Source organism: Acidobacteriota bacterium (genome assembly GCA_016195325.1).
In the GTDB taxonomy this organism is placed as follows: Bacteria; Acidobacteriota; Polarisedimenticolia; order JACPZX01; family JACPZX01; genus JACPZX01.
Genome location: JACPZX010000101.1, coordinates 1 through 12180, shown reverse-complemented (window position 1 = coordinate 12180; position 12180 = coordinate 1). Strand labels below are relative to the sequence as shown.

The window sequence follows — 12180 nt, the reverse complement described above, 5'->3', positions numbered from 1 at the left end:
CAACTGCGTGAGATCGCTGCCGTGGGTGGCGTCGCTTGACCGGCGGTTCCGAGATCGCGGGCTGACGATCGTCGGCGTGCACGCGCCCGAGTTCGCTCGGGAAAGGGTCCCGGCCAACGTCCGCGCCGAGGTGAAGCGGCTCGGCGTCTCCTACCCGGTCGTTCTCGACAACGACTTCAGGATGTGGGACGCGCTCCGCAACGAGGTCTGGCCGTCCATCTATCTCGTGGACCGGCTGGGGCGGCTGCGCCTCCGGCACGCGGGCGAGACCCGGGAGGGGAGCGACGAGGCGCTCGCGTTCGAAAAGGCCCTGGCGTCCCTCCTCGCCGAGTAGTCCGGCAGGCCCCCGATTCCGCTTGACCCCGCCTCGGCGCGCCGGTAGAATCAATCAATCGTTCGATTGAGGAGGCTGCATGGCGGCCCGGGCTCTTGCGACCAGGACGGTGCGGACCGCCGCGACGACGGCGCCCCGGAAGGTCCTCCTGCGCTCGACGCGGGACCTGATGCTCGAGAGGGGCTCCGACAACGTGTCGATCCGCGACATCGCGGCGCGCGCCGGCGTGAACCTCAGCCAGATCTACTACTACTTCGGGTCGAAGGAGGCGCTCAAGGCGGCCGTCCTGTTCGACGTCATCTCGGAGTTCGATCCGACGATTGCGGCGCGGGCCGAAGGCGTCGCGGCCGGCGCGGAGCCCGTCGCGCTCGAGGCGCTGATCGACGCGGCGCACGCGAGGCTCGCCGCGTTCGACGTGATGCCGCGACTGATGCTCCGCGAGCTGTCGCGCGACGGCCCGCGGCTTCGGGACATCTCGGGGCGTCTCCTCCTTCCGCGCCTTCGGAGGCTCGAGGCTCTGCTGAGGCGCGGCCAGCGCTCCGGGACCGTCCGGCGCGGCCCGCCCCGGATCCAGGCGGCTCTCTGCTCCTCGCTCTTCCTCTACTGGCATCTGTTCCGACCCGTCCTGCGGGCCTACGGGGTCGACGTGCTCAATCCGGCGACGCGGCGCGCCGTCGTCGGCGAGACCCGGCGGCTTCTGCGCGACGGGCTCTACCGCGCGCCGCGCCGCGCCTCGAAGCGCAAGGGGGATCGATGAAGCGAACGCTCCTCTTCCTGTTCATCCTGTCGTGGGCCGCCGGCCCGTCTCCGGGCGCGGAGGTGTCCGCCCTCAAGGAGGGGCCCTACGCGGGGACCGTCGAGATGAAGGAGACGCGGCTCGCGCCCATGGAGACCGAGAGGCTCGTGGCGCGCCGGGCGGCCGAGGGGATGCGCGTCCACGCCGGCGACGACGTCGCGCGGCTCGACACCTCGCTCCTCGAGGCCGAGGCGAGACGGCTCGAGGCGGAGGTGGGCTCGCGCGGCGCGAAGGTGCGGGAGATGGCCGCCGGGTCCAGAACGGAGGACGTCCGAGAGGCGCGGGCACGGAAAGAGTCCGCCGACACGGCCCTCGCTCTCGCGAGAATGGAGAGGGCGCGAGCGGAAAAGCTCCTCGCGGCGGGCGCGGGGAGCCAGGCCGCTGTGGATCGGGCGCGCGCCTCGGAGGAGACGTCGGTCCACGACGCGGAGCGCGCGTCGGCGGCCCTTTCGCTTCTCGAGGCCGGTGAGCGCCGCGAGCAGCGCGACGCCGCCCGCGGCGAGCTCGACGCGGCGACGCGCGCTCTCGAGATCGTGCGCCAGCGCATCGATCGCATGACGCTCCGGGCTCCGGCCGACGCGGTGGTCCTCGACACCTACTACGAGGTGGGCGAGGTCGTGCCCGCGGGGCGCCCGATCGTCAAGCTCGGCGACGCGTCGTCGCCATACGTCGACATCTACGTCGCCCCGGAGGATCTCTCCGCCCTGCGCATCGGGTCGAAGCTGCCGGCGAAGGTCGACGGCTTCGGCGATCGCGCGTTCCAGGGAACGGTCACCGAGATGGGGGCCGAGGCGGAGTTCACGCCGAGGGCCATCCTCACCCCGCGGGAGCGGGCGCGGCTCGTCTTCCGCGTTCGCGTCACGATCGATCCGGCGGGGACCGAGCTGCACCCGGGCGTCACGGCCGAGGTGGCCGGCCCATGATCGACGGGTCCGGCGATCACGACGTCGTCATCGAGGCGCGCGGTCTCGCGCGCAGCTTCGGCCACGTGCAGGCGGTGCGCGGGATCGATCTGACGGTGCGGCGCGGGCAGATCTTCGGATTCCTCGGGCCCAACGGCTCGGGGAAGTCGACGACGATCCGCATGCTCTGCGGCATCCTCTCTCCCACCGCGGGCTCGGCGACCGTGCTCGGGGTTGACGTGACGCGCGAGCCCGAGAAGGTGAAGGCGCGGATCGGCTACATGACGCAGCGGTTCTCCCTCTACGAGGACCTCACCGTCGAGGAAAACCTGGCGTTCTTCGCCGGCGTGTACGGCGTCCCCGGGGGCCGGTCGAAGGGACGGATCGAGGAGATCGTCGCCGCGACCTCGCTCGCGTGGAAGCGGCGAGAGCTGGCCGGCTCGCTTTCCGGCGGATGGAAACAGCGCCTCGCGCTCGCGGCGGCGCTCCTGCACGCTCCGCCGCTGATGATCCTCGACGAGCCGACGGCGGGAGTCGATCCGCTCTCGCGCCGCCAGTTCTGGGATCTCGTCGCGGACCTCGCCCTCGGCGGGACGACCTTTCTCGTGTCGACGCATTACATGGACGAGGCCGAGCGCTGCCACGAGATCGCGATCATGGTCTACGGGCGGATCATCGCGCGCGGATCGCCGGCGGAGCTCGTCGGCGTCAAGGACATCGCGGTCTACAACCTCGAGACGCGCGCTCCGCGCGAGGCGATGATCCTGCTGCGCGGGCTTCCGGGGGTGCATCAGGTGGCTCCGTTCGGCCCGGTCCTGCGGGTCGTGGCCGCGCGCGAGGGGCCGGCCCGCGAGCGCATCGCGTCGGCGCTTCAAGCGGCGGGGATCCCCGTGACGCGCCTCGACGCCGACGCCCCGTCGCTGGAGGACGTCTTCATCCACCACAGCGCCGACGAGCTTCGCAGGGAGATGACGGGATGAGCCTCACGCGCCTCCTCCACGTCAGCCGGAAGGAGTTCATTCAGCTCCGTCGCGATCGGGTCACGCTCGCGCTCATCATCGGGATCCCGATCGTCCAGATCCTCCTCTTCGGATACGCGATCGACACCGACGTGCGGCACCTCCCGACCGCCATCGCGGACGCCTCCGGCACGCGCGAGTCGAGGGACCTCGTCGCGCGCTTCCGCAACACCACCTACTTCGATCCGATCGCCACCGCCCCCGACGAGTCGGTCGCGCGCTCGATGCTGCTGCGCGAGGAGGTGGGCGTGGCGATCGTCATCCCGCACGACTACGCGCGGCGGGTCCACCGCGAGGAGCCGGCGGAGGTCCAGGTCCTCCTCGACGCGTCCGATCCCATGTCGGTCTCGGCGGCCATGGACGCCGCCTCCGCCGTGGCGCTCGACCAGTCGCTCCGCCTCTCCGGGGAGGCGCCCCGGGTGACCCTCGCGCGCCGCGCCTGGTACAACCCCGACCTCGAGTCGTCGCGGTACATCGTGCCCGGTCTCCTCGCGGTGATCCTCACGCTGACGCTCGTGCTGATGACGGTGCTCTCCGTGACGCGCGAGCAGGAGCGCGGCACGATGGAGATGATCATCACGACCCCCGTCGGCAAGGTCGAGTTCCTTTTCGGAAAGCTTCTCCCATATCTCGGGATCGCCTACTTCGAGCTGACCATCGTCCTGGCGATCGCCAGGTTCGTCTTCGCCGTCCCCATCCACGGCAGCGTCGCCGCCCTGTATCTGTTCTCGTCGGTGTTCATCGTGGCCAACCTGGCCACGGGGCTCCTCCTCTCGACGCTCGCGAAGAACCAGCTCCAGGCGATGCAGATGGCGTTCTTCTTCTTCCTGCCGACGGTCCTCCTGTCGGGGTTCATGTTCCCGCTGTCGGCCATGCCGCGGCCGATCCAGCTCGTCTCCCGCGTCATCCCGGCGACCCACTACCTGAGGATGGTCCGGGCCATGCTCCTGAAGGGGCTGCCCGCCGAGGCGGTGGTGCCGCGGCTGTGGCCGCAGCTCGCGTTCCTCGTCGTCGTCCTCGCTCTCGCGGTCGCGAGATTCAGAAAGAGGCTGGCATGAGAGGGCTCACGATCCTCGCCGTCACGGTTCTTCTCGCCGCAGGCTTCGCGCCGGCGCCGCGCGCGGACGACGCGCTCACGTACGCCGAGGCGCTCGATCGCGCCGTGCGCGTCGACGAGCGGCTGGGCCTCAGCGACGCCGGGCGCGCGGGCCTGGAAGCCCGTCGGCGCGCCGAGGGGGCGCGGACGCGGCCGGCCCTCGATCTGGCGACGGAGGTCCTGACGAACAACACGGCTCTCGACGTCCAGATCGGAGGCCCCACGGGGCGCCCGCGCACGCTCCAGGACACGATCCAGGGGGACGCCCGCCTCGAGGCGCGCTGGGACTTCTACCAGCCCTCGCACGCGCGGGAGCAGGAGGCGCTCTCCCGCGACATCGACGCCTCCCGATCGGATCGGGCGACGGTCGAGGCGGAGGTGCGCTACGAGACGGCGACCGCCTACCTCGACGCGCTCCAGGCGACGGCGGCCCTCTCGGTCGCCGCCGCCGATCTGGACCGGGCGGCGGCCCAGGCGCGCCTCGGCCGCGAGCGGCTCGCGGCGGGGGAGGGAAGCGCGCTCGGAGTCCGGCAGCTCGATCTCGCCGTCCAGGCGGCGACGCGCTCCCGGGACGCGGCTGTCGCGAGCGAGGACCTCGCACGGGAGCGGCTTCGCCATCTCCTCCAGCTCGCCCGGGTGCCCGTCCTTCCGCCGGCCCCCGATGCGGGCCTTCCGGGTCCGCCCGGAGAACTGGATCCCGACGCGCTCGTCGCCACGGCCCTCGGCGCGCGCACCGAGGTCGGCGCCGCGCGCGGCCGGGCCGCCGCGTCGCGGGAGCGGGTCGTCGCGTCCGCGGCCTCCCGCCGCCCCGACGCGGGCGTCTCGGGGGCGGTCATCGCATCGACCGTCGAGGGGTTCGACGGCAAGAAGGTCGATACGCGCCTGCAGGCGGGGCTCCGCTGGACCTTCTTCGATTCCGGTGAACGGACCGCGGTCATCGAGCGCCGGACCGAGGAGCAGCGCGCGGCGGATCTGACCCTCGCCGCGCTCGGCCGGAGGGTCGAGACCGAGGTGCGCCAGGCCGTGACCGGCCTGCGCATCGCCGCCCTCGACGAGTCGCGCACCGCAACGGTCCGCGAGCAGGCCCAGGCCGCCCTCGACCAGGCGGAGGCCCTGTACGGCGCCGGGTCGGCGACCGAGACGGAGCTCGCCGAGCGGCGCGCGGACCTCGCGGCCGCCGCGGGACGTGAGGAGGCGGCGAGGGTGGCGCGCGTGCGCGCGCTGGTCGCGCTCCGGTTCGCCGTTGGGACTTCGAACGTGTCGGCCCCCTGATCCGCGACTTATTTCGGGCGCGGGGCAACCCGGGGCTCCCGGTGCCCGTAGGAGCCCCTGTTTTTCATCGGAGGGAGGTGTCCATGGGCTTCAGACTCGCAACCGCGGCGGTCGTCGCCGCCGCATCGCTCACCCTGGCCGGCGCCGAGACCACGCGAACGCTGAAGATCGAGCTCCCCGCCGACGTCCACGGCGCCTTCGCCGTCGAGAACCTCGCGGGGGTGATGAGGGTCACCGTCGGATCGTCGGATCGGGTCGTGGCCACGGCCACGGTGCACGCCGAGGACGCCGCCGCGGCCGCAGGCGTCCAGTTCCTGCAGGTGACGGGGGACGACGGGACGCCGACCCTTCGCGTGCGCTACCCCCTCTCGGACTACGACACGATCCGCTACCCCGGCCATCGCTCGGACGACGGCATGTCGTTCCTCGCCGGCCTCTTCGGCGGGTCGAACACCACGACGAAGTACGACGGTCACAAGGCGAAGGTGAGCTCCAGCTCCGGGACGCTCCTGTACGCCGACGTGGAGATCCAGATCCCGAAGCGCGCGGTCGAGGCGACCTTTCGAAACCTGGTCGGCAAGCTCGAGGGGACCGGGGCGGAGGGGAAGATCCTGTTCGACACCTCGAGCGGCGACATCGTGCTCGAGAGGGTGCGCGGCTCGATCCGGGCGGACACGGGCTCGGGGGACGTGAAGGTGTCGGACGTGGGCGGTGATCTGAAATGCGACACCGGCAGCGGCGACTGCACGATCTCCGCCTTCGACGGCGGCTCTCTCTCGTGCGACGTCGGCTCCGGCGACATCACGATCCGCGGCGCGAAGGCCGACCGCATCGCCACCGATTCCGGCTCCGGCGACGTTCAGGTGGAGGACGCCGACGTCTCCGAGGTGGTCGCCGACAGCGGCTCCGGAAACATCCACCTCCAGGCGCGCGGCGCGCGCCTCGCGCGCGTGAAGGCCGACACCGGCAGCGGCGACGTGAGGCTCGAGCTCGATCCCGACTCGGGCTTCGAGGTCCGCGCCGACCAGGGGAGCGGCGACATCCAGAGCCGCTTCCGCGACGCGGAGCCCATCCTCAAGGATCGGACGGTCGTGGGCTACCGGCGCGGGGACGGCCGCATCCGCATCAGCGTGGAGACCGGCAGCGGCGATCTCGTCGTCGAGCCGTCTCGCTAGGGAAAATTCTTCGAGGGGCTCTCCGCTTTCCCCCCTCCTCCCCCCGGCGGAGAGCCCCGACCCACCCGCAGGTCAACGCCCGCCGGCCGCGGCCGTCGCCCTCAGCACCACGAGAGTCTGGTCGTCGTTGCGCTCCAGTCCCTCGGACCACGCGTCCACCGCCGAGAAGAGGCCGTCCCGAATCTGCTCGGCGCTGCGATGCCGGTTGGCGACGGCGAGGGTGGCGATGCGATCCTCTCCGAACTCGTCCCCCGCCGCGTTCGTTGCCTCGCTGATGCCGTCCGAGAAGACGACGACGATCGCGCCGCGGCTGAGCACCGCGCCCGCCTCCTCGTAGGAGGCTCCCTCGAACGCGCCGACGATCGTCCCCCCCCGCGATAGCCGCGTCACCGATCCGTCCTCCTGCACGAGAATCGCCGCGTTGTGTCCGGCGTTCGTGTACCGCAGGGCCCGCGACCCCTCGTCGTAGAGGGCCAGGAAGAGAGTGGCGTAGCGGTTGATGTCGGTGGCCCGGCACAGCTGCGCGTTCAGGCGCGACGCGAGGAGCGCCACCGCCCCCGCGCTCTGCGATCCGGGCGGGGCGCCGGCGGCGACGACGGGCCGCGCCGGGATCTCGGAGAGCATTCCGGCCTGCGCCCTCAGGGACGCCTGGAGGTTGGACATCAGGAGGGAGGCGGAGATCCCCTTGCCCGAGACGTCGGCGAGGGCGATGGCGATCAGCCCCGGGGCCACCGTGATGTAGTCGAAGTAGTCGCCCGCGACGCCGCGGGCGGCCCGGCACTCTCCGGTGATCTCCGCCGACGACAGCGCGGGGAGCGCTCGGGGGAAGAGCTTCGACTGGACCTCCGCCGCGATCTCCACCTCGCGCTCGAGCCTCTCGCGCACCACGCGCTCGTCGAGCAGCTCGCCGATGTGCCCCGCCATGTCGTTGAATGCGTCGGCCAGCTCGCCGAGCTGATCGTGGGACGTCTTGCGCGCGCGGTGGGTGAAGTCTCCGCGGCGCACCGCGACGGTGGCGAGGTGGAGCTCGTGCACCGTGCCCGTCACCTCCCGCGTGATGAGCACCGCCGCGAGGAGCGCCATCAGCTCGAAGAGGAGGAAGACCAGCGCGACGGCGACGAGCGCGATCTTCCAGATGCGGCCGATCTCCGTCCCGCCGAGCACCTGGGAGGCCGCCTGCGACCACGACCAGGGGAAGAGGAAGGCGACGCGGTCCTCTCTCTTGCCGGTGCCCCAGTCGGTGGCGGGAACGATGACAGGGTAGGGGACATCGGGGAGCGGCTCGCCGAGCTGATCGATCGCGTTCGCCGGAATGTCCTGGCCGTCGATGCTGATGCGGGCGGCGGACTTCCTCGCGGCGGCGGGCGGGCGCTCCGGCTCGGGGATCTCGATGCTCGACTCCTCGACCTTGACGCGGGACCGGTCGAAGTACGGGTGCACCTCGACGCGCGAGGCATCTCTCAGGCGCGTGACGAGCGACCGGCTCATCGGCACCGACACGAGCACGGTCACGGCCCCGTGCGCGCCTCCCTGCGTCGCGATCGCCCGGATCGTCCCCGAGCCGAACCGGGTCGACTCGTCCACCGGCGGGACGAAGACCAGCCCCTCGAACGTTCCATTCGGGATCCAGGCGGGGAGGGGCGCCCCGTCGCCGTCGTCGCCGCCGAGGGGCCGTGCGTCCGCCTCGTCGGGTCGGGAGACCGCGCGCGCGCGCGACCCCGCGGCGCCGGCGCCGGCGATCCAGGCCTCGAGGCGCGCGCCGGGAAGGAGATCGCGAAGCGCCTCGCCTTCGCGCGCCACGACGCCGTCCACGCCGGCGTCCGCGGGATCGATGGACGCGAGCCGGGCGGCGATGCGCCGCGCGGAGGCGGCCGCCTGCGTCTCGAGGGACCGGAGCTGCTGCCGCACGGCGGCGGCCATCCCCTCCGCGGAGGCGACGAACCCCGCGAGGATCCCGAGCGAAGCCATCAGGACGATCGGCGTGAGACCGACGAACAGATACGTGATGACCAGCCGGCGCCGCACCCGCCACAGCGTTTTCCGCCAGAGCCAGCGCACGCCCTTGGGGACGTAGTAGCCCGCGGCGAGAAGGCCGCTCAGGATTGTCAGGCCGTCGACGAACCCGCGGAGTCTCGAGGCCGGAGCGACCCCGAGCAGGGCGAGGGCCCCCTTCGCCGCGACGAGCAGGCAGAAGACGAGGGCCACCCTCGGCATGAGGCGTCGAAGCCTGGCGCGGAATCCTATCCCGCCGGGAAGCTGCGCGCGGTCCGTCACTCTCTCCTCCTCGAAGTCGGGGCGCTGATTCTAGATCGACCGCCTGGCCGGAGGTGAGGAACTGCGCGCAGAGCGCGAAGTGACGCACCCGCGCCGCCCCGACGCCCGGCCAACGTGCGATGGGGCAAGGGGTGGCCCTTCCCGCACCCCTGCGTCGCATGGCACCCCCCTTGCTGTTCCGTATGTCTGGATTTCATTCTCACGGGAGAACCGCAGTCAGGGGGGTCGGCATGGCCGCTCGATCGATGTCCACTCTCGACGGAAACGAGGCCGCCGCCTCCGTCGCCCACCGCGTCAGCGAGGTGATCGCGATCTACCCGATCACCCCGTCCTCGACCATGGGGGAGCTCGCCGACGAGTGGTCGGCGCACGGCCGCGCGAACGTCTGGGGGGCGGTCCCCGAGGTTATCGAGATGCAGTCGGAGGGAGGCGCGGCCGGCGCGGTTCACGGCGCGCTCCAGGCCGGCGCCCTGACGACGACCTTCACGGCGTCGCAGGGTCTCCTCCTGATGATCCCCAACATGTACAAGATCGCGGGGGAGCTGACCTCGTTCTGCATGCACGTGTCGGCCCGCACCCTCGCGACCCATGCCCTGTCGATCTTCGGCGACCACTCCGACGTGATGGCCTGCCGGCAGACTGGCTTCGCCTTCCTCGCCGCGGGCTCCGTGCAGGAGGCGCACGACTTCGCCTGCGTCGCGCACGCCGCGACCCTCGCCGCGCGCATCCCGTTCCTCCACTTCTTCGACGGTTTCCGGACCTCCCACGAGGTCGCGAAGATCGAGACGCTCACCGACGACGACCTGCGCTTCATGATCGACGAGGAGCGCGTCGCCGATCACCGCCGCAGGGCCCTCACGCCGGATCATCCCGTCCTCCGCGGCGCCGCCCAGAACCCGGACACCTTCTTCCAGGCGCGCGAGGCGTGCACGCCCTATTACGCCGCGTGCGGCGACGTGGTTCAGCGAACGATGGATCGGTTCGGCGCCCTGACGGGCCGGTGCTACCGCCTCTTCGATTACGTCGGGCACCCCGAGGCGGAGCGTGTGCTCGTGATGATGGGATCGGGGGCCGAGACGGCCCACGAGACGATCGAGTGGCTCGCCGCGCGCGGCGAGAAGGTGGGGCTGGTCAAGGTGCGCCTCTTCCGTCCCTTTTCGACGGCGGCCCTCGTCGCGGCGCTCCCCGTGACCACGCGCCGGATCGCCGTGCTCGATCGCACGAAAGAGCCCGGCGCCGTCGGCGATCCCCTGTTCCTCGACGTCGTCGCGGCCCTCCACGAGGCGTTCGCCGACGGGGCGACGCGCTTCACCTCCGAGCCGGCCGTGACGGGGGGCCGATACGGCCTCTCATCGAAGGAGTTCACGCCGGCGATGGCCAAGGCGATCTGCGACGATCTCGCGTCGGCCACGCCGAAACGGCGGTTCACGATCGGCATTCAGGACGACGTCTCGAACACGTCGCTCCCGTACGACCCGGAGTTCGACATCGAGCCGGCCGACGTCGTGCGAGCCGTCTTCTACGGCCTCGGCGCCGACGGCACCGTGGGGGCCAACAAGAACTCGATCAAGATCATCGGGGAGGAGACGCCGAACCACGCGCAGGGTTACTTCGTCTACGACTCCAAGAAGTCCGGGGCGGTGACGATCTCGCACCTGAGGTTCGGCCCGCGCCCGATCCGATCGTCCTACCTGATTCGCCGCGCCAGCTTCGTCGCGTGCCACCAGGAGGACTTCCTCTCGCGAATAGATCTCCTCGACGTCGCCGCGGACGGTGCGGTCGTGCTGATCAACTCCACGCGGGGTCCGGACGCGATCTGGGACACACTTCCCCGCGAGGCGCAGGAGAAGATTCTCGAGCGGAACCTGAAGCTCCACGTCATCGACGCCTCGGTCGTCGCCCGCGAGGCGGGGATGGGCGGCCGCATCAACACCATCATGCAGACCTGCTTCTTCGCCGTGTCGGGTGTGCTTCCGCGCGACGAGGCGATCGCGAAGATCAAGGACGCGATCCGGAAGAGCTACGCGAAGAAGGGGGAGGAGGTCGTCCGCAAGAACTTCGAGGCGGTCGACGCCACGCTCGCCCGCCTGCACGCCGTGGATCTCTCGGGCCGGCGCGCGGGCGCAGCCCCTCTTCCCCCGATCGTCTCTGCGGTCGCCCCCGACTTCGTGAAGCGCGTCACGGCGCTGATGATGGCGAACCAGGGCGACCTCCTGCCGGTGAGCGCCTTCCCGGTGGACGGCACGTGGCCCATGGGGACGTCGAAGTGGGAGAAGCGCGCCATCGCGCCACAGATTCCCGTCTGGGACGAGGCCGTCTGCATCCAGTGCAACAAGTGCGCTCTCATCTGCCCCCACGCGGCCATCCGGGCGAAGATCTATCCTTCCGAGCATCTCGCGAAGGCGCCGGCCGCGTTCAAGAGCACCGACTACCGCGCCCCCGAGGCCCACGGGCTCCGCTACTCGATCCAGGTCGCCCCCGACGACTGCACGGGGTGCACGCTCTGCGTGATGGTCTGCCCCGCGAAGGACAAGTCGAACCCGAAGCACAAGGCGATCGACATGGCGGCCCACGCGCCGCTGCGGGAGACGGAGCGCGCGAACGACACATTCTTCCTCGCGCTCCCCGAGGCCGACCGGGCCTCGCTCAAGCTCGACGTGAAGGGATCGCAGTTCCTCGAGCCCCTCTTCGAGTACTCCGGCGCGTGCGCGGGTTGCGGCGAGACCCCCTACATCAAGCTCCTCACGCAGCTCTTCGGGGATCGCGCTCTCATCGCGAACGCCACCGGCTGCTCGTCGATCTACGGCGGCAACCTCCCCACGACGCCGTACACCACGAACCGAGACGGGCGCGGGCCGGCGTGGGCGAACTCCCTCTTCGAGGACAACGCCGAGTTCGGCCTGGGATTCCGCCTCGCGCTCGACGGGCACGCGTCGCACGCGAAGGCTCTCCTGCGCTCCCTCGCCTCGAGGATCGGCGAGGATCTCGCCGCCGCGCTCGACACGGCGGAGATGGACGGGGAGGCTCAGATTGCGGAGCAGCGCGCGCGCGTCGTGGAGCTGCGGCGGCGCCTGGCCGCGATCTCCCTTCCGGCCGCGCGCCGGCTCGAGCTGCTCGCCGACTACCTCGTCCGCAAGACCGTGTGGATCGTCGGGGGGGACGGCTGGGCCTACGACATCGGGTTCGGCGGCCTGGACCATGTCCTGGCGTCGGGGCGGAACGTGAACATCCTCGTCCTCGACACCGAGGTCTACTCGAACACCGGCGGCCAGCAATCGAAGGCGACGCCCCTCGGCGCCGCGGCGAAATTCG

General features: G+C 71.3%; 9 protein-coding genes. 8 read left to right on the top strand and 1 reads right to left on the bottom strand.

The window, feature by feature from the left end:
- The first annotated feature begins 7 nt into the window (after positions 1-7).
- The 7 genes from HY049_17335 (at position 8) to HY049_17305 (ending at position 6594) form a co-directional block, all read left to right on the top strand.
- Positions 8-334: a hypothetical protein gene (locus HY049_17335; protein ID MBI3450663.1), complete on the top strand. Its 327-nt coding sequence runs from the start codon at positions 8-10 to the stop codon at positions 332-334.
- 79 nt (positions 335-413) lie between these two features.
- Positions 414-1091 carry a TetR/AcrR family transcriptional regulator gene (locus HY049_17330; GenBank protein MBI3450662.1) on the top strand — a complete coding sequence of 226 codons (678 nt, stop codon included), beginning with the start codon at positions 414-416 and terminating at the stop codon, positions 1089-1091.
- Positions 1088-2053 (top strand): HlyD family efflux transporter periplasmic adaptor subunit, encoded by a 966-nt coding sequence (locus HY049_17325; GenBank protein ID MBI3450661.1) that lies wholly within the window; start codon positions 1088-1090, stop codon positions 2051-2053. Before HY049_17330 ends, HY049_17325 begins: the two co-directional genes overlap by 4 nt.
- Entirely contained in the window at positions 2050-3012 is a 963-nt protein-coding gene (locus tag HY049_17320; protein MBI3450660.1) for an ABC transporter ATP-binding protein, read from the top strand. Before HY049_17325 ends, HY049_17320 begins: the two co-directional genes overlap by 4 nt.
- Entirely contained in the window at positions 3009-4109 is a 1101-nt protein-coding gene (locus HY049_17315; protein ID MBI3450659.1) for an ABC transporter permease, read from the top strand. The genes HY049_17320 and HY049_17315 overlap by 4 nt, the downstream gene beginning before the upstream one ends.
- Positions 4106-5419 carry a TolC family protein gene (locus HY049_17310; GenBank protein MBI3450658.1) on the top strand — a complete coding sequence of 438 codons (1314 nt, stop codon included), beginning with the start codon at positions 4106-4108 and terminating at the stop codon, positions 5417-5419. Before HY049_17315 ends, HY049_17310 begins: the two co-directional genes overlap by 4 nt.
- A gap of 83 nt (positions 5420-5502) precedes the next feature.
- Complete coding sequence (locus HY049_17305; GenBank protein MBI3450657.1) at positions 5503-6594, top strand: DUF4097 family beta strand repeat protein; 1092 nt, start codon at positions 5503-5505, stop codon at positions 6592-6594.
- 72 nt (positions 6595-6666) lie between these two features.
- On the opposite strand, the gene HY049_17300 is transcribed toward HY049_17305, so the two are convergent.
- On the bottom strand, positions 6667-8868 hold the full coding sequence (locus HY049_17300) for a SpoIIE family protein phosphatase (protein MBI3450656.1): 2202 nt from the start codon (positions 8866-8868) through the stop codon (positions 6667-6669).
- Positions 8869-9098: 230 nt separating this feature from the next.
- Between HY049_17300 and nifJ the strand changes: the two genes are divergently transcribed.
- The coding region (gene nifJ / locus HY049_17295; protein ID MBI3450655.1) for a pyruvate:ferredoxin (flavodoxin) oxidoreductase at positions 9099-12180 on the top strand (3082 nt) is incomplete at its 3' end.

Excerpts from the sequence above, each read along its gene's own strand:
- HY049_17330 (MBI3450662.1), top strand. The coding sequence starts at position 414 with ATGGCGGCCCGGGCTCTTGCGACCAGGACGGTGCGGACCGCCGCGACG.
- HY049_17325 (MBI3450661.1), top strand. The coding sequence starts at position 1,088 with ATGAAGCGAACGCTCCTCTTCCTGTTCATCCTGTCGTGGGCCGCCGGC.
- HY049_17320 (MBI3450660.1), top strand. The coding sequence starts at position 2,050 with ATGATCGACGGGTCCGGCGATCACGACGTCGTCATCGAGGCGCGCGGT.
- HY049_17315 (MBI3450659.1), top strand. The coding sequence starts at position 3,009 with ATGAGCCTCACGCGCCTCCTCCACGTCAGCCGGAAGGAGTTCATTCAG.
- HY049_17310 (MBI3450658.1), top strand. The coding sequence starts at position 4,106 with ATGAGAGGGCTCACGATCCTCGCCGTCACGGTTCTTCTCGCCGCAGGC.
- HY049_17305 (MBI3450657.1), top strand. The coding sequence starts at position 5,503 with ATGGGCTTCAGACTCGCAACCGCGGCGGTCGTCGCCGCCGCATCGCTC.